16 protein-coding genes and 1 tRNA gene are annotated in these 18,262 nt (G+C 51.6%); 3 read left to right on the top strand and 14 right to left on the bottom strand.

Going from position 1 to position 18,262, the window contains the following annotated elements; genetic code table 11:
- Positions 1 to 83, top strand: a tRNA-Leu gene (locus ACTRC3_RS09725).
- Between the two features lie 295 nt (positions 84 to 378).
- On the opposite strand, the gene ACTRC3_RS09720 is transcribed toward ACTRC3_RS09725, so the two are convergent.
- From ACTRC3_RS09720 to ACTRC3_RS09655, 14 genes are all read right to left on the bottom strand, one after another.
- Entirely contained in the window at positions 379 to 1,428 is a 1,050-nt protein-coding gene (locus ACTRC3_RS09720) for an L-threonylcarbamoyladenylate synthase (RefSeq protein WP_440322923.1), read from the bottom strand.
- Between the two features lie 176 nt (positions 1,429 to 1,604).
- Positions 1,605 to 2,783, bottom strand: a complete 1,179-nt coding sequence (locus tag ACTRC3_RS09715) for an iron-containing alcohol dehydrogenase (protein ID WP_440322922.1) — start codon at positions 2,781 to 2,783, stop codon at positions 1,605 to 1,607.
- Between the two features lie 70 nt (positions 2,784 to 2,853).
- Positions 2,854 to 3,900 (bottom strand): Rpn family recombination-promoting nuclease/putative transposase, encoded by a 1,047-nt coding sequence (locus ACTRC3_RS09710; RefSeq protein ID WP_440322921.1) that lies wholly within the window; start codon positions 3,898 to 3,900, stop codon positions 2,854 to 2,856.
- Positions 3,901 to 4,224: 324 nt separating this feature from the next.
- Positions 4,225 to 5,394, bottom strand: a complete 1,170-nt coding sequence (locus tag ACTRC3_RS09705) for an MFS transporter (protein ID WP_440322920.1) — start codon at positions 5,392 to 5,394, stop codon at positions 4,225 to 4,227.
- Positions 5,395 to 6,609, bottom strand: a complete 1,215-nt coding sequence (locus ACTRC3_RS09700; RefSeq protein ID WP_440322919.1) for a M20/M25/M40 family metallo-hydrolase — start codon at positions 6,607 to 6,609, stop codon at positions 5,395 to 5,397.
- 1 nt (position 6,610) lies between these two features.
- Positions 6,611 to 6,913, bottom strand: a complete 303-nt coding sequence (locus tag ACTRC3_RS09695) for a PTS sugar transporter subunit IIB (RefSeq protein WP_440322918.1) — start codon at positions 6,911 to 6,913, stop codon at positions 6,611 to 6,613.
- A 4-nt stretch (positions 6,914 to 6,917) separates the two neighbouring features.
- Positions 6,918 to 8,315 carry a 6-phospho-beta-glucosidase gene (locus tag ACTRC3_RS09690; RefSeq protein ID WP_440322917.1) on the bottom strand — a complete coding sequence of 466 codons (1,398 nt, stop codon included), beginning with the start codon at positions 8,313 to 8,315 and terminating at the stop codon, positions 6,918 to 6,920.
- Between the two features lie 18 nt (positions 8,316 to 8,333).
- Positions 8,334 to 9,662 (bottom strand): PTS sugar transporter subunit IIC, encoded by a 1,329-nt coding sequence (locus ACTRC3_RS09685; protein ID WP_440322916.1) that lies wholly within the window; start codon positions 9,660 to 9,662, stop codon positions 8,334 to 8,336.
- A gap of 14 nt (positions 9,663 to 9,676) precedes the next feature.
- Positions 9,677 to 9,994 carry a PTS lactose/cellobiose transporter subunit IIA gene (locus ACTRC3_RS09680; protein ID WP_440322915.1) on the bottom strand — a complete coding sequence of 106 codons (318 nt, stop codon included), beginning with the start codon at positions 9,992 to 9,994 and terminating at the stop codon, positions 9,677 to 9,679.
- 96 nt (positions 9,995 to 10,090) lie between these two features.
- Complete coding sequence (locus ACTRC3_RS09675) at positions 10,091 to 12,010, bottom strand: BglG family transcription antiterminator (protein ID WP_440322914.1); 1,920 nt, start codon at positions 12,008 to 12,010, stop codon at positions 10,091 to 10,093.
- A gap of 172 nt (positions 12,011 to 12,182) precedes the next feature.
- Positions 12,183 to 13,469 carry an ABC transporter permease gene (locus ACTRC3_RS09670; protein ID WP_440322913.1) on the bottom strand — a complete coding sequence of 429 codons (1,287 nt, stop codon included), beginning with the start codon at positions 13,467 to 13,469 and terminating at the stop codon, positions 12,183 to 12,185.
- The gene (locus tag ACTRC3_RS09665; protein ID WP_440322924.1) at positions 13,463 to 14,176 is read right to left on the bottom strand and encodes an ABC transporter ATP-binding protein; all 714 of its coding nucleotides are present in this window, start codon (positions 14,174 to 14,176) and stop codon (positions 13,463 to 13,465) included. The genes ACTRC3_RS09670 and ACTRC3_RS09665 overlap by 7 nt, the downstream gene beginning before the upstream one ends.
- 10 nt (positions 14,177 to 14,186) lie before the next feature.
- Positions 14,187 to 16,025, bottom strand: a complete 1,839-nt coding sequence (locus ACTRC3_RS09660) for an efflux RND transporter periplasmic adaptor subunit (protein WP_440322912.1) — start codon at positions 16,023 to 16,025, stop codon at positions 14,187 to 14,189.
- A 201-nt stretch (positions 16,026 to 16,226) separates the two neighbouring features.
- Positions 16,227 to 17,060, bottom strand: coding sequence for an N-acetylmuramoyl-L-alanine amidase (locus ACTRC3_RS09655; RefSeq protein WP_440322911.1), 834 nt, complete (start codon positions 17,058 to 17,060; stop codon positions 16,227 to 16,229).
- Positions 17,061 to 17,186: 126 nt separating this feature from the next.
- Between ACTRC3_RS09655 and ACTRC3_RS09650 the strand changes: the two genes are divergently transcribed.
- Together ACTRC3_RS09650 and ACTRC3_RS09645 are read left to right on the top strand one after the other, a co-directional pair.
- Positions 17,187 to 17,558: a CidA/LrgA family protein gene (locus ACTRC3_RS09650; protein WP_178038227.1), complete on the top strand. Its 372-nt coding sequence runs from the start codon at positions 17,187 to 17,189 to the stop codon at positions 17,556 to 17,558.
- Complete coding sequence (locus ACTRC3_RS09645; RefSeq protein ID WP_440322910.1) at positions 17,551 to 18,231, top strand: LrgB family protein; 681 nt, start codon at positions 17,551 to 17,553, stop codon at positions 18,229 to 18,231. The genes ACTRC3_RS09650 and ACTRC3_RS09645 overlap by 8 nt, the downstream gene beginning before the upstream one ends.
- Positions 18,232 to 18,262 lie beyond the last annotated feature (31 nt).

Genomic DNA, 18,262 nt, shown 5'->3' with positions numbered 1-18,262 from the left:
GCAGGAGTGGCGGAATGGCAGACGCGCAGGCTTCAGGTGCCTGTAGTCGCAAGGCTGTGTGGGTTCAAGTCCCATCTCCTGCATCATGAAAGCTTTTCAGAGGATTCTGGAAAGCTTTTTTGTTTTGTAAGAACGGACGAAAAAAGAAGGGGGCGCGGAATTTGCTTCTGAGGTGTTCGGACGTTTCACGAACGGACGAAACCAGGAGCGGCGGAGGATTTTCTTCTGAAGTGTTCGGACGTTTCACGGACAGGTATCTGTCTGGCTCGGACTCAAGGTCCGCTCCAGTCAGACACCAGTGCGCGAAAAGCCGGACACTATCTTAGAAGAAATTCCTCCGCCGCTCCTGGTTTCTGGTTTTCTAAGCAAACTGGATGGCTATACCCGTACTACTTTATGTCCCGCTGCCTTCAGCAGCCGGTTCATAATGGCGGCACCGATGGCGGCGTCTTCGAAGGATTCGGAGAAGATACAATCCACATCCGTGTCGTCGAATTTACGAAGTACCTCAAAGAGATGCTGCGCGATCTCTTCTTCGTTACTGCGGGCTCCCAGGCTCATGACGATGCCGTGGGGATAACAGGACTTTGTCTCGTCGGTGGCTATCATACCTACTTTTTTACCGCTCTCTTCGGCCTCTGCAGCCATCCGATTCATGGTCTCGACTACTTTGTCACTTGGGCCTTCCACGATGGTTAAATCGGCTCTGGGCGCGTAATGGCGGTATTTCATGCCGGGAGCCTTGGGCTTAACGCCTGAGTTCGGAGCGATGATCGCCTTATCAATCTCTACCGGACCAATGACTGCTTCCATCATATCTTTTGTGATGGCGCCCGGGCGCAGAATGACCGGAGGCTCTACACTCATATCCACAATGGTAGATTCCAGGCCAATCACTGCCTGGCCGCCATCCAGAATCATCTCGATCCGTCCGGACAGATCTTCTATCACATGGGCTGCCGTAGTCGTGCTGGGACGACCCGATACATTGGCGCTGGGAGCTGCAATAAAACCGCCTGCAGCCCGGATAAAGGCCGCCGCAATCCCGTCGCTCGGCATCCGCACTGCTACCGTATCCAGGCCGCCTGTGGTCTCGGAAGGTACCCGATCCGTCTTGGGGAAAATCAGAGTCAGTGGTCCCGGCCAGAAGGCATCCATCATTTTTTCTGCCTTTTCCGGAACCTTCGCCGCAATTTTATACAGATCCGCCCGTTCTTCTATGTGTACAATCAGGGGATTGTCCGAGGGACGTCCCTTGGCTGCGTAAATCTTCATGGACGACCGGGGATTCAGGGCGTCTCCGCCCAGGCCATAGACAGTCTCGGTGGGGAAGGCCACCAGGCCGCCGGCCCGGATAATATCACCCGCCTCTTTCATAATCTCCGAATCGATATTATCATAATCTAATTTTCTTACCTGTGTATCCAATTTTTCACCTGCTTATACTTAAATTCTGATGCTACTGTATCATTTTCCAGGTGATTTTTCAAGCCTCCGCTTTATTCACAGCACATAATATTTCTCTCTGCTTCAAATCTCCGATTGCATACTGTCCATGTAAAAAATACCCTGACATTTCTGCCAGGGTACCACTCATACAAGATTTACTTCGCCATCCGGTAGATTTCCGCCATATCTGATCTGGTCAGCTTCTGAATGCCGCCGATGGTCCGCTTATCCATATGGCTGCACTTGTAGGCCAGCTCCAGAATCTGCGCTTCCGTCAGTTCTACACCAAGCTCTCTGACGCTGGTGGGCATATGGATGGAACGGAAGAAATCTTCCAGCGCCTCAATACCTTCCAGAACAGTTTTCTCCGGATCTGCGTAATTATACGGAACATCCATGACATTTACTGCGAATTTAGCAAAACGCGGAATGTCATTCATATATACGTAGCGTGCCCAGCTTCCCCAGACTGCCGCCAGTCCCGCACCGTGGGTCACATCGAACATGCCGCCCAGCTCATGCTCCAGCTGATGGCAGGCCCAGTCACCCACTCTGCCGCAGCCGGTCAGCCCGTTGTGGGACAGACTTCCCGCCCAGAAAATCTCAGAACGGGCGTCATAATCCTGCGGATTTTTCAGCAGAATCTTTGCCTGATGCATCACTGTCTTTAAAAGACCCTCCGCCAGACTGTCCGTCAGCTCCGTATTCATCTCATGGGAGAAATACCGCTCCATGGTGTGCATCATAATATCCACACAGCCGCTCATGGTCTGATATTCCGGCAGGGTATAGGTCAGCTCCGGATTCATAATCGCGAATTTTGGCCTGCCCAGATCGCTGCTGTAGCCCCGCTTCAGCCAGCCCTCCTCATTGGTAATGACAGAGGAATTGCTCATTTCACTTCCGGTGGCTGCCAGAGTCAGCACCACGCCTACCGGGACGGAGTCCTTCGCCACCGCGATTTTTTCATAGAAATTCCAGACCTCGCCGTCGTATTTGACGCCATACCCGATGGCCTTGGCAGAGTCAATGGCGCTTCCGCCTCCTACTGCCAGAATGAAGTCTACCCCTTCTTTTTTACAAAGCTCAATCCCCTCATGAACCAGGGACAGATGGGGATTCGGCACTGCGCCGCCCAGCTCTACCCAGGGAATTCCTGCCTCGTCCAGAGACTGAAACACCCGATCCAGAAGACCGCTCCGTTTCACGCTCCCCTTTCCGTAATGCACCAGCACCTTCGTTCCGCCAAACTCCCGTACCAGCGCTCCGGCCTGATGTTCTGTATCCTTTCCGAATACTACCTTTGTGGGTGTGTAATACTGAAATCCGTTCATGTGACCTCCTCCTTTGTCTCGCTTTCTCTTTTGTATGTTCTCTTCGGACATCTTCTTTTGATATGGTATCCTACTTCTCCAGCAGTTCCAATAATTCTTCCGCCGTCCTGTCCGGATATTTCACTGCCAATTCGTACAAAGGCCGGAGCTTTTCCTTTTCTTCTTCCAGCTCCTCCGCCATCTGATCCAGAGACTTTCCTTTGGCGTATTTCTTCTGAATCTGAGTCAGTCTGCTCAGATTCACGCCTCTTTCTATCCCTTTTTCTATCCCTTCCGCCAGGCCTCTTTCTATGCCTTCTGCCAGGCCTAACTCCCGGCCTTCTGCGCGGCCCTCTGCTCTCTGATATTCCCGTTCTTCCTGTTCATCATACTCTGTCAGTATCATCCTGCACACCTCCGTTCCATGTTTTGTCAGGATATCTGCCAGTATTCCCCTGTCAATGCACCGCTTGATACTAATCTCCGTTGCCTCTTCCAGGGACCAACCTTCATCCATCTTCCAGCGAATCTGCGCGATGAACTCCGCATAATCTGATAATCTACGGCATTTCCGCATCATTTCATTATTCCGGCCCGCATTGATATTCAATACGGTCGCTTTACACTCCAGACAAGGTTCTCCTTCTTCCCGATCCGGTTTTAAAAAACAGTCAGAAAGCTTCATTTCCACTCGATCCGGCATATTTGCTGTTCCGTTATAAAACACCACATACTTGGGGAATGGAACCATCACTGGCTTTTTCTCGTCTGTAAGCTTAATGTTTTGCCTGTTCAAGTACCGCTGATATAACTCCGAGAAGTAAAAAAATCCCCGCAGCGGCATGTTTTCATTCCAAGTACTCTGATGCTCGTACAGATTCATCGTAACTCCAAACATGAACGACAAATCATTTTTCATGCTCAGATAGATGACGTCCTCTATCGTGGTAATCTCCAGATCTGCCGTATTCTGATAGTCTGTGCCATTTACAGCATTGTACAGCTCCAGCAGATCCTCCTCATCCTGAAATATCAGACGAAACAGCCGATCCTTATGCTCTCTCTGTACCGGTTTTCTGGTTCCGTGAAAGCCGCCTCGCTTCCGACGCTTTGATTTGGAAATCGTTCGATTACTCATGTCCTGTTCTCTCCTTTTTATTATACGTTTTACTTCTCCTTCCTGCAAGGGCATAGAATAGCTTTTTTCTGTTACATTTTTGCACACTTCGCCCTTCGGGCGTACTTTGGGTGTATTGATTTCGAACTGAAATCCAGACCTTTATCTTTCGTGAACAGCTGCGGAAGACACCGCGCTGCATATCGTGTAAAATGAATCCTGTTTTACTAAGAAAACAGTGCCGACTGGATATACGCCTTTTTCACATGACATACCCTTTATCGACACTGTTATTTTACCAATTTATATTAATTTTGACAAGCTTTATCAAACGATACTTTTTCATCATTCACACTTCTGTATTTTCAGAAAATAGGCTCCTACCGCCCAGGCTGTCCAGGCCATCGCCACCAGCATCAGGATGCTATTTTGATAGCTTCCGAAATGAACCGCCATTTTCCCGGTGAGTGTTGAGCCAATCAGGGAACTAATTACAATTTCCGACGCGAAGATCGAAAAATTGATTTCGTAATCTTCATTATCAAAATAGGTTTTCGCGAACATGGCAATGCTCGGAGACACTGCTCCCATCAGATAGGCACAGAGCAGAATGGCCGCCGCGCACACCCAGCCCCACCGGTTTACAAAGCTGATAAATAAAAGCAGAGTAACCGTTGCTGCCAGCACAGATAATTTTCTAATGCACCAGAACGTCCCTTTTCGGTCAAACAGCTGACCGGAAATGATTCTTCCCGCTCCGTTGCACACGGCCACCGCGCCTGCAATACCGGCCAACAGAAACGGTTCCTCTGTAATCTCCGCCAGAATCGACGTGGATTTTCCCACCACAAAAAGTCCCATGGCCGCCAGCAGGCCGCCCCAGAGGTAGAGCAGATAAAACTTTTTTTCTTTTAATATCCGAAAAGAAATCTCTGATTTTCCACCATTCTGCCGCTTGTCCGGTGTCTGCGAAACCAACATGCAGAGCAATACTACCGCCGTAATCACCAGACCCAGTACCCGCACGGTTCCGGAGATTCCCCGTGTGTCCAAAAGTCCTTGCAACAGGCCACCCGCCAGAAACGCAGTACTGCCATTGGCAAAGAGCAGAATCCCCATGCCGGTTCCCATATTCTGGCCCAGATGCCTTTTGGCCAAGCTCATGCCTGTATTGTAGGCCAGACCGACGCCCAGGCTGTACAGGACGCCGTAGAAGCCCATGACCGCTCCATAGCTTCGGATATCTGCCGCGCACCAGAGTCCCGCCAGGATACAGACAGCAGAAATCAGGAAAATGCTTCTGCCACGGACTCTTTTGCTTAAGATTCCTCCCATGATATTCCCCACACTGTAAAAAATAATTGAACAGGTGAAGATATCTGCTGTCATTCCTGAATTCCACTGTAGCGTATCTTCCAGCAAAACGGCCAGATAAGACCAGGTGTATAAACATCCCAGTGCCAGCATCAGAAGACACAGAAGCAGGAATTCCCCTGTATTCTTCTTTCTCTTCATCTATGCGTTCCGCCTCGCGAGCTGATAATCGCAGACGCCCTCCACGCCGGACAGGAGCAGAATCAGAAGCATATTTTTCTGGGGACCCAGATATGCGTCCACCGGCTTAAACCACTCGTGAATTGTGTGGACGCCGCCCTCCTCGCCGCCCCGTCCCACGGTAATGGCGGGGATGCCAAGACTGATGGGAATATTCGCGTCAGTGCTGGACTCATCCCGAAGTTCCGGAGTAATCCCCAACATCTCCGCCGCCGTCCATGCCGCGCGCACAATTTTACAATCCTTTGGCTGGGTTCCCGCCGGGCGGTTGCCCACCAGCTCAATTTCCGCTTTCACGCCTTCTCCGTCCGGTCGTCTTCCATTTTCTTCCTGCTCCGCCTGTCTCACCGCCGTCTCCAGCTCAGCGCTTAAGCGTTTCAGCTCCTCCGGGCTGTCTGAACGGATATCCACCAGCATGGACGCATTTTCCGCAATGGTATTGACCGAAGTACCGCCCTCAATCACACCGATGTTAAAGGTAGTCTTTGGCATCGGCGGTACCTGAAAGTCCGCAATCCGGCTCATGGCGCGGCCCAGGGCATGGATGGGACTGGGAATTCCGAAATCCGCAAAGCTGTGACCGCCGGGTCCCCGGAATGTCACCCGGAACCGTCTGCTGCCGGTGGCCGTGTATACAATTCCGCCTGTCACCGGATTGTCTATAGATACAAAACCGTCATAATCGTTGGGATTTTCGAAGATGTATTTTACACCCTTCAGATCTCCCAGACCCTCTTCGCACACATTGGCGCAGAACACGATATCGCCCTCACCATGGATTCCATTGGCTTTCATAGCTCTCGCGATGGAGAGCAGCTCCGCTACGGCCCGCGTGTCGTCATTGATGCCCGGGCATCGGTAACAGCCATTTTCCTCATGCACCGTCAAATCCGTCCCTGCCGGAAATACCGTGTCCGTATGCCCCGCAAACAGAAGCTTCGGACCGTTTCCGTCTCCTTTTATGGTTCCAAACACATTCCAGACCGCATCCGTATGCACATCTTCCAAGCCAATCTCCTGCATTTTACGCAGTACATATTCCGCTTTTTCCTTTTCCTGATGGGATGGCGCGGGAATCTGGCACATTTCCAACTGCTCCTGCAGGGTATTTTCGTCATCCGCCTTCAAGAATGCAAGCGCTTTCTGAATCTTCGGAAGTTCCATCACATCTCTCATCTTAATCACCTATCAGTTTTCTGGCTGCTTTCAGGGCCTCTTCCCCATTCATGGTTCCATAGACTCTCATGTCCACGTCCTCAATCGGGATGCCCGGATAAGCTGCCTGAAGCTTCGGCACATTGAACCGAATCTGCGGTCCAATCAGGACGCAGTCGCTTCCCGGCACCACATTGGCTGCCTCGGCCAGACCATAGGCGTTAATTTCACACTCATAATTGTCCCGTTTCGCGGCTTCCCGCATGCGATTTACCATTAAACTGGTGCTCATTCCTGTAGAGCAGAGCAATACGATTTTTTTCATACCTTTACAGTCCTTTCTCACACAATTCCTTTACCACTGGATCCTGGGGCGCCACACCTGCTGCCTCAAGCGCTTCAATCTTCTCACGGAATCTGGGCAGAAACTTCTTATTGGCTACCAGCATCTCATCCAGCAGCGCCTTGGCTCCCCGGCCTGCATTGATAATCGGGTTCATCTGGAACGCCTGCACAGCCTGACCGTAATCTCCGTCTACCGCGGCCTTGATAATGCATTCTTCGGTCGCCTTCATAACCTGCAGCCAGCCCCGCTCAGAGGGCTCAAAGCTGCCCCACGCCAGCGGCATCGGTCCACGGGAGGTCATTCGGCTGGATACCTCCACGGCGCAGCCCTCCGGCAAATCGCTTACGGCTCCCCGGTTCTCGGTAGAAACCACCATAACGGTTCCCTTATTATTGTAAATAGCATTGATGCACTCGCAGGCCGCGTCGCTGTAATAGGTGCCGCCGCGCTTGCTCAAAAGCTCCGGTTTTTCATGCAGCTCCTGATTCTTATAGAGATCAAACAACTCTTTTTCTGTCTGCTGCACCAGCTCCGCGCGGGTCTCATGCTTCTCAAACTGACCCAGCTCGAATTTCAGCATATCGCCGTACATATAGTAGTAACGCAGATAGCCGCAGGGGATACAGTTCATGCTCTTCAGCTGATCCTCCAGGAACTTTTCCTTATGGATATTGGCCGGCGTTCCGTCATCCTCCACCTCAAAGATACGGTCAATAAATTCTTTTGTCAACTCTCTTCCGTCTTCCGCCGCAAAAACTCTGTGGTAGTGGAAATGGTTCAGTCCCGCAAACTGGAATACATAATCGTCTCCGGTCTTATCAAACATGGCCGGTTCCTTGATCATCAGGTTAATAGGCACATTGCAGAGTCCAACCACTTTTTTCCAGTTTCCGTAACGAAGCACCGCTTCTGTCACGATACCGGAGGGATTGGCGAAATTTATCAGCCATGCGTCCGGGCAAAGTTCCTTCATATCCTCCACAATCTCCAGCACCACCGGCACCGTACGCAGCGCCTTCATCATACCGCCCGCTCCGTTGGTCTCCTGTCCAAGCTGTCCATGGGAAAGGGGGATTCGCTCGTCCTTAATCCGCGCGTTCAGGAGACCCACGCGAAGCTGTGTCGTTACGAAATCCGCGCCCGGAAGCGCCTCTCTCCTGTCCATGGTCAGATGTACCTTCACATCATAAGGCGAAGCGTCCCACATTCTCTGGGCCAACGCGCCCACAATCTCCAGCTTTTCCTTTCCGCCTTCCACATCCACCAGCCAGATTTCCCGGATGGGGAGTTCTTCATATCTCTTAATAAAACCTTCCATCAGCTCCGGCGTATAGCTGGAACCGCCTCCGATGGTTACGATCTTTACGCCTTTCTTTTCCATAATTATTTTCTCTCCTCTTTATGCTGTCTCTTCCTGCTGCTTCTTCTCTTCCGCCGCCTGCTTATTGGAAATCAATACAAAGGGCACATAGAGCAGAAATACCAGAAACAGCGCCATAATCTCCGTGATCATGGTTGGAATATCTCCTGCTGTGGCCAGGAACGATTTCAAAATAATCGGCGTGGTAGCCGGAACCGCGTAGGCCATTGGCTTTGCGAAGCCGATAGCGGTCATAACATAACCAAAGGTAATGCTGACTGCGGGAGCTAAGATAAACGGAATACAGTAAATCGGGTTCATGACAATCGGAATACCGAAAATCATCGGCTCATTGATATTGAATAAGCCCGGCGCGATAGAAAGCTTGGATACGGCTCTCTGATCCTCACGCTTAGAGAACAGCAGAATTGCCAGCGCCAGCATACCGGTCATACCCGCTCCGGTTCCTGCGGAAAATACGGAAATAAAGGAACGGTTGAAGATATTGGTGGCCTGCGCACCCGCCAGTACGGCGTCGGTATTCTCCTGAAGCGCCTGAAGCATGGTCGCCGTGTAGATGGGCTGCAGTACCTGCGGTCCGTGGATACCAAAGGACCATAGAATATTGGAAAACATAAACAGTGCGATAAATCCCGGAACCGTCGTGATAATCTTGGACAGCGGAACCTGAATACACATGGTAATTGCGTCATTTACAGAAAGCTTGAAGATACTTTCAAAACCAAAGCTGAACGCCGCAAAAATCAGCACGGTCAGCATGCCCGGAAACAGGGACGCGAAGGACGCTGTCACATTGGGCGGCACGGAATCCGGCATCTTAATCAGCAGGTGCTTGGATTTCATCAGGTGCAGGTACAGCTCGCTACTGGTGATGCCTGCGATAATCGCCATAAATAAGCCTTTGGAATTGGTAAAGTTTACAGCCAGTACATTGGCTACCGTGTAAGCCTCGCCACTTTCTGTGGTTCCTGTTACCACGGTGCTGCACAGCGCGATATAAGCGCCCAGCGCCACGATAGGAAGACAGGGATCCTTATGGCCGTAATGGCGTCCCAGATCCATGGCAATCAGTACCACCAGGCCGATAGCCAGGAAGTTCATGGTCGCGTAATTGGCCGCGTCAAAAATCGGCGTCAGCTTTGCCAGCCATTCCAGTCCATGGAATTTCGCCAGTGAAAATCCGGTGGTTGTGGTTGAACATACTACACTCAGCATCAGGGAACAAAATGATCCGCAGATGATAATCGGTAATAATGTGGTAAATCCGTTACGAATGGCCGTCAGATATTTATTCATCTGCAGCACTTCCGCAACCTTCAGAATTGCGTTTGTCAGTTTCTCCTTCATAATAATTTTCCCCCTTAGTACTCTGTTTTGGAACCAAGCATGGACAGCATTTCCGCTGCCAGATCCCTGACTGTCATGGCATTCATCACATGATCCTGCGCGTGAACCATCAAAAGATTCATCTCCACCGGCGCGCCGTTCAGTTCACGCTGAATCAGCTCCGTCTGTACCTCATGTGCCTTCACCATGGCGGAATCGCACTCCTTCATCAGTTTATCCACTTCGTCCCAGTTCTGTCTTCTGCCTTCCCGTACGGCCTGAAGCGCCAGACTTCTTGCGTCTCCTGCCTGTACGATTAATTCTGTTACAACTGTTTCAAAGCTGTTTTCCATTGTGTTTCCTCCTTCATGTTTCCCGGGCAAATTTATCATAGCATTCTTACACTTTTCACTCCAACCAGATTGTTACCTGCTCAAAGCGGTAACTTTTTAAAACTTGGCCGCATAGCCGCTTAAGATCCGCATCAGCGTTGTGTACTGCGGATCAGCCAGAAATTTCTTCACAGCGTCTCCATGGAACACAAACTCCGCCGTGGTCTGATAGACCCGCTCCACATCCTTGTCGCGCCCGGACATGGACATGAGAAATACCACCTGCACCTCGTGATTTCCCCACCACACCGGTTTTTCCAGTACGGCTGCCGCCACGAAACGTTCTTCCGTCATGACCCGATAGGGATGGGGCAGGGCTACCAGATTACCAAAATCTGTCTGTCCCATTTTTTCACGGGTCAGGACGGATTCCAGAAAGCCGTCCGGCAGATCATAGTTCTCATGAATCCGCTCACAGATCTTCCTTAAAATTTCTTCCTTACTGTCCCCTTTCAGACCTCTCAGGAACAACCGCTCGTCAAAATACTGCTGTAGAAATTTCTCCTCTCCCTGCTCAAACAGACAGCGATACCGTTCGATTTCCCCGCTGTCAAAAAACAGGGAAATTTCCACCACCGGTACCGGAATGCTGTCCCGAAGCGGCGCTGTCGTAAATACGTAATCAATCTCTTTCCCACGAAAATCAAAATCCTTTAATTCCCTTACCGTACTTTCGTAGATTTGGTTGATATATTTTCCAAAGGCCTGCTTGTAGCGGTACATAAAAAGCTGGGAGCTGCCCCGGCCCGATACGCAGACTACCACGATATTCTTTTTCCGGATGGGTTTCTCCTGCTTTTCCACTGCCAGCGCGAAAAGCAGCGCAAAATAACCCACTTCATCCTCCGGAATCTCTTTTCCATAATGCTGGCCCAACAGAGTACAGGCCGTCATGGCAAGGGTGTAGGCGTAAGCGTAATTCTTCCGGATATTATCCAGAATCGGGTTCTGCATGGTCAGGTCGTATTTCATACGGATATCAAAGGACGCCATATGGACATTCAGGGACATACGCAAATCCAGGTTGTCCCGAAAATCCGCGCCATTGGTCTCGTACACGGCTTCCAGCATTTTCGTCGTCAGCTCGTCAATATAACCGGGAATCACCGGATTTATTCCCATCCCCGTCCCGGAAGTCGCCGAAGCCTTGCTGCTGATATAGAGGGCCAGATAACACAGTTCGCTCTCCGGATATGAGATACCGGAAGCTTCCTTCAGTCTATCCAGCAGCTGCCCTGCGGTTTCCAGCGCGTAATTCATCAGTGTACTTTGAAGCTTCTTCATGTCTTCCCGCTCCGCTTCGATCACATGTCCCCTCTCTATGCGTCCTCCGCTGATATACAGGTAATACAACAGGGATTCCATCGCAAGCTCCGATATTTTCAAACCGCAGTTTTTCTGTACCTCCTGGATGATTCCGGCCAGCTTCTGAATCATTTCCTGGCTGTTACTGCTGATAAATCTTCCGGGACCGCTCTTCAACAGGCAGTTTTCCATGCAGATCCGCCGGTCAAATTCATTGCCGATCACACAGATTCCATATCCCGGACGCCGCTCCAGCTTCAGATGATACAGATTCAGAATGCATTCCACCTGTTTGATATCCGCCGTCAACGTGTTGCGCGAGATATAGAAAAACTCACTTAAGTCATCCATTTTCACATAAGCATTCTGATTCAGGAGATACCCCAGCAGATACTGCGCACGTTCCGCCGGAATCGACGGCAGGCTCTCCTCCCCGGCTTTCGGATTCCGCTTCCACGCTTCATACACCTCTTTATCTGTGATGCTTAAGGAAAAGCCAAAGGCCTTCTTGGACACAATCTGCGCCCCTGCCTGCCGCAGTTCCAGATTCAGCTCCTTAATCCTGCTGCGCACAGTTTTCTCGCTCATTCCGACCCGTTCCGCGATTGTCATGGCCGTGATATAGGCATCCGGCTGCAGCTGCTCTAATATCTTTTGTTTATTGGAATCCATATCATCTACCTCCGTCCGCTTTCGTTTATTCCTATTATAGAAATTTTCGCCCCAAAACTCAACCAAGTGGATTTCCGTTTTAAAACGGTAAAAGGCAGGTCAGGCAAAAATAGTGCCGCCACGGATACCATTTTATGTATCTCGTAGCGACACTATCTGTTTTATGATTCTTTTATTCGTACCGTAATGCCTCAATCGGATTCATCTTCGCCGCCTTATTGGCCGGATAATAACCGAAGAACACGCCGATGAGAATCGAGAAGGTCACGGAAAATACGATACCGCCCACGGAGGGCTTCGCCGCGTAGCCCAGGGCATTGGTGGCTACCGCCGCCAAAATAAGTCCCAGCACAATGCCGATGAAGCCGCCCAACAGGCAGATAACGATGGATTCTGTGATAAACTGAAGCCGGATGGAGCCGTTTGTGGCTCCCAGAGCCTTTCGGGTGCCGATTTCCCGGGTTCGTTCCGTGATGGACACCAGCATAATATTCATAACACCGATACCTCCTACCAGCAGGGAAATTCCTGCGATGACGGAGATGGCAATGGACACCGTAGACAGCATACTGGTCATGGAGGAAACCATACTTTCCATGCTGCTAGCGCTGATTTCGAAGCTGTCGTTGTTCCGGTAATAGCTGTTATTAAACCAGTTTTCCAGCTCCGTGCAGAGGCTGGTGGAATCCACGCCGGAGGCCGTCACAATGGTTAGCTGTGAATAACCGGCTGTAGAATGATTCTGATTCCGTGCTGCCTCCAGAGGCATATATAAGGAAGTGTAAATATCGTCGTCGGATTCTGTGGTGAAGCCACTGTCCTCGTATTCGTAGACGCCCACGATGGCGTAGCTGTAATACCGGTTGCTCACATAGACCTGTACTTCGCTGCCCACTGCCGCGTCGTAATCGCCGTCAAATAAACTGTCCGCCAGCTTGTCGGATACCAGCACCACCCTCTTAGTTTTGGTCTGGTCGGTCTCTGTCAGGGTACGGCCTGCCAGCAGCGTCAAATCCTCATTTTCCAGATATGCTGTGTTTACGCCGGTCAGTGTCACATTTGCCGTCAGGTTCCCATCCTCGGCGGCGCCGCTTCCTGCGGACTCGCTTAAGAGAATCTCACGGATGGAATCGGCAAATTCCTCCTTCATGGCGTCCAGCATCTCGTCGGTGATGTAATCCTCGTCATCCATGGTGCTGCCCCGGGAAAAGCCCATGAAGACCCGGCCATCCGCCGTGCTGGTCTCGCTGGTACTCTTCTGGGACACGCCCAGGGTGATGTTGTTGACGCCCATGTCCTCCATAGAGCTGCTCACAGAACTGCTGATGGAATTGCCCACACTCATGATAGCGATGACTGAGCCAATGCCGATGATGATACCAAGCATGGTCAGAAGGGCGCGCATTTTATTTGCCAAGAGACCGTTCAGGGCCAGCATGATATTTTCTCCGATTAACATGGCGCTCCACTCCCCTTTCTCTCTCCGATGATGCAGCCATCCTTCAGGGTGATGATGCGCTCCGTCTCAGAGGCCAGCTCATTGGAATGGGTAATCAGCACGATAGTCTTGCCCTGCTCCTCATGGAGCTTATGGAAAATATCCATGATTTTCCGTCCGGTAACGGAATCGAGAGCGCCGGTGGGCTCGTCTGCCAGGATGATGGACGGGTCGTTGGTCATGGCACGGGCGATGGACACGCGCTGCTTCTGACCGCCGGACAGCTCGTCGGGCTTGTGAGTCATCCGCTCGCTCATGCCGACCATTTCCAGATAGTATTTTGCCCGCTCCTGACGTTCCTTTTTGCCCACGCCTGCGTACATCATGGGCAACTCCACGTTGCGGAGGGCCGTGGTACGGCTGATCAGGTTGTAGGTCTGGAATACAAAACCAATCTTCCGGTTACGGATACCGGACAGTTCTTTGTCTTTGGCGCCCGCAACATCCACACCGTCCAGGGTGTAGGCCCCGCTGGTGGGGCGGTCCAGCACGCCGATGATATTCATCAGCGTAGTTTTGCCGGAACCCGATGCGCCTACGATGGACACAAACTCGCCCTTTTTCACCTGTAAATCGATGCTGTGCAGGATCTCCAGCTCATTGGGCTGGCCCACATAAAACCGTTTCACAATCTGTCTTAAATCGATGATGTTCTGTTCTTCTGTCATGACCGCCTCCTTAGAATCCGCCCGGAGCGCCACCGCCGCCGGATGCTCCGCCTCCCGGTCCGCCGGATCCGCCGGAAGGACCGCCGCCCATATCTCCGCCGCCTCCGAAGTTGAAGGTGACGCCATCCTGACTGCCAGCGTCATCGGAACCACTCTGACCTGTGCTCTGCTGCAAGGGCGTAGACAAATATACAGTCATGCCCTCGCTTAGTTCATCGCTGATAACCTCCGTATAATAATCAGTCTCGATGCCGGTCGTTACCTTGACCTCTTTCTTCTCGCCATTGTCATCTACATAAATGACACTGTCGCCGCCCGCATTGGTCTGCACGCAGTCATAGGGCACTGCCAGCGCGTTCCTGCTCTCCTCCAGCGCAATGCTGACCGAAGCCGTCATACCGGCCCGCAGCTTATCCTGAGATTCCTTCAGAGTAATCTGAATCTCATAGGAAGCTGTGCCGCTGTTGGAGCCCATGGTCTGTCCTGTGGTTCCTGTGGGCGCCACGTAGGTAACCTCGCCCTCCAGCTCCTCGTCACCCAGAGAATCCGTCTTCACATAAGCCGTCTGTCCCTTTTCCAGATTGACCACATCATACTCGTCTACGGTGGCGTCCACGATAAAGTTATGCACATCCTGAATCTCGTAAATGGTACCGCCCGCGAATACGTTATCCTCCTCCACATTCAGGGCTGTAATGGTGCCGGACATGGAGGCATAGACGGTACAGTCGCTAAGCTGCTCCTCATAATCTTCAATCTTGTTCAGAGCATCGTCATCATTCACCAGCTGATCCTGTAATTTTGCCTTCTCATAGGTCTTTTCTGCCTGCTCCACGGTGCTGTCGTACTGTTCCTGAGCCTGTTCCCTGGCGGACTGAGCCTGGCTGTAAGCACTGTAAGCCTGGCTGGCCGCCGCCTGGGCCTGCTCGTAAGTGCTCTGCGCTTCACTGACAGCCTTCTGTGCCTCCCCGTAAGCAGCTTTTGCGTTCTGATAGGCGCTGTATGCGCTGCTGCAGCTTTCCGGCAGGGAACCGTTTACACTACTTAAATAGCTTTCCAGATCGGTAATCGTCACGGTACTGTCCACTGCCCCAATGGCGCTTTTCAGGTTACCGGCTGCCTGGTCGTACGCATTTTTCAGACTGTCGGTATCGTACTGGGCCTTGACACTGTTCAGCTTATCCAGCGCCTCCTGCTCCGCCTCCTGGGCGTTGGCATACGCATTTTTATAGGCATCCCGGGTATCCTTGGCGTCCTGCAGACTATCCTCCGCATCCGAAACGGTATCCTGATACTGGGTCTCATAATTATCCAAAGCATCCAACTGCCGGTTCACCGCATAGTTGTTCTTCGCGTCCGCCAGGGCGTCCTCGATATCCGAGGAATCAAAGGTACAGATAATGTCGCCCTCCTGCACCTCGTCGCCCACCTCCACGTAAACCTTGGTGACTTTAATATCCTTCAATGTCGTGCTGGCGGTCTTGCCGTTGGCCGTAGCCAGGGTTCCGGTGACGCTGACCGAATTGGTCAGATCCATTTTCTCTATCCGGGCTGTTTCGATGGTCATCGCCTGCATCTGTGGTTTCTTACTTTTTCCCCGCCAGATGACGCCTGCCACAATAGCCGCAATCAGAACCAGTACCAGAAGTATGGTCAAAAGTTTATGCTTCTTTACGAAGCCGCCGATTTTTCGGCCTGCGCCTTTCAGCTTTTCCAAAACCTTAGGTTCCTTTCCCGGCTCCTCTGTCTCAAATTCTTCCGCGTCCCCTATTTCTTCATTTTTTTCGAACTCTTCTGACTGTTCAAAATCTTTACCAAATTCCTTCACCTTTTTCTTCCACAGCTTCACGCTTCATCCTCCTTCATAAACGCCTGCTTCCTGCGCCTCTTAAATCCCGGCGCTGACTGATATTCATTGTAAAGGGGGAATGTGTTTGTTTTTTGTAAAAGGTGTGAGGAATGGGTGTAGAAAGTGTGATTTTTCTGTGTTCCCGGAACTCAAAATAAGCCGGAGCGTTCCATACCGCCCCGGCTGCTATCCTCTGGAACATCAATAGGTCGTAATATAGGTATTATACCCCTTCTCCCGCACCTCCCGCTCCATGGCGATGGCGTTGCTTAAGCGCGCGTACGCGCCGATCTGCACTTTATAAAGCCCGTCATGGCAAATGATATAGGCCGGGAAGCCGTCATTTTCCAGAAGGCTTAAGAGGTTTTCGGCGTTCTCTCGCTCCCGATAGGCTCCGGCCTGAACCCGGTAGAGTTCTTCTGCCGGGACGGATGTCTCCTCCGGCTGGCCGGTCATAGACATATCGTCGGCGGACGGCGAATCAGGCACTGCTGCCACTGGCGGCTCCTCCAGGGTCTCCATGATGCCGTCGGCGATGGCCTGGGCCATGGCCTGGAAGCGGCTGTCGAACAGCTGATTATCCTTGTCGCTGTCGATGAAGCCCGCCTCCACCAGAAGGGCCGGCATCCGGGTGCTGTTTAAGACCACCAGGTTCGGGCGGATATCCACGCCCGCGTTCCGGAAGCCCAATGCCTCCAGGTTGGCGTTGATATTCTCGGCCATCTCTTTTTTAAATCCGGAATCATCATAAATCAGGGTCTGCACGCCGTTGTACTGGCCCGGATAATCCGAAGCGTTCCGGTGAATGGAGATAAACAGGTCGGCCCCCTCCTCATTGGCAATGGCTGCCTTCTGCCCCACCGACTGAGTGGCATCCGTTGTTCTCGTATAGATCACATCATATCCATTTTCTTCCAGAATATTTCCCACTGCCACGGCCATGCGGAGGGCGTCGTCGCTCTCCCGGCGGCCCTGGTACGTAGCGCCTGGGTTCCTTCCGCCGTGCCCTGCGTCGAGTACAATCTTTTCCACCATAAATTCTCCTGTATACTGTCTCTTTTTTCCTATCTTATGCACAGAAAAATCATCTTGTGCAATTCGCCTGTTTGGTGTATGATAGGAAACGGTTTTGACCAAAACTGACATATGAGGAGACATGTTATGAAAATCATCAAACAAGTGGGGATTATTTTCTCCATCTGCGCTTTAAGCGTGCTGATTGAGCATTTTCTGCCCTTTGCCTTTCCGGCCAGCGTCATCGGTATGATTCTGCTCTTTCTTTTTCTGTTGACCGGACTTCTGAAGATTGACCATATCCGGGAGAAATCGGACTTTCTGCTGGCCAACATGGCTTTCTTCTTTATCCCGGCAGGCGTGAATGTCATCAATTATCTGGATATTCTGAAGGCCAACTGGCTGCCCCTGCTGCTGATTTGTGTACTGACTACGATTATTACCTTTGCGGCCACAGCTTGCAGCGTGCGCTTTACCATGTATCTGCTTTCCCGCAGGAAAGGAGGCCGTCATGAGTGAACTTTGGGCTTCCCCCTATTTCGGAATTGCGCTCAGCATTCTGGCCTTCTGGGCCGGAGAAAAGCTTCAGAAGAAGCTGAAATCGCCTTTCTGCAACCCGCTGCTGATTGCAATCCTCATAATCGTGATTATTCTGCTGGTGTTCGACATTCCTTATGACAGCTACAACGAAGGCGGCGCCGTCATCAATATGTTCCTGGCTCCGGCCACGGCCTGCCTGGCGGTATCCATCTACACGAAGCTTCAGCTTCTGAAGGAAAACGCCATCCCGATTCTGGTGGGCTGCACCGTAGGCTCCCTGTCCTCCATGGGCAGCGTCTATGTGCTCTGTAAGCTCTTCGGACTGGACGAGGCCATGACCGCTTCCCTGCTTCCGAAGTCCATCACCACCCCCATCGCGGTGGAGGTCTGCCAGACCCACGGCGGCATCGTGCCGGTGACGGTTATCGCCGTTATCTTCACCGGAATTCTCGGCAGTATCCTGGCCCCGTATCTGATCAAGCTTTTCCGTGTAAAGAACCCGATTGCGGCAGGTCTGTCCATCGGAGCCTGCAGCCATGCGGTAGGTACCTCGAAAGCCATTGAGCTTGGCGAGACCGAGGGCGCCATGAGCGGCCTGGCCATCGGCGTGTGCGGAATCCTGACCGTGATCATTTCCATGGTACTTTTATAAAATATTGCATTGACAAACAAAAGCGGGAAGG

This window comes from Laedolimicola sp., assembly GCF_051972735.1.
Lineage (GTDB): Bacteria > Bacillota > Clostridia > Lachnospirales > Lachnospiraceae > Laedolimicola > Laedolimicola intestinihominis.
The sequence above is the reverse complement of the archived record's forward strand: the minus strand, read 5'-3'. Positions and strand labels throughout refer to the sequence as shown.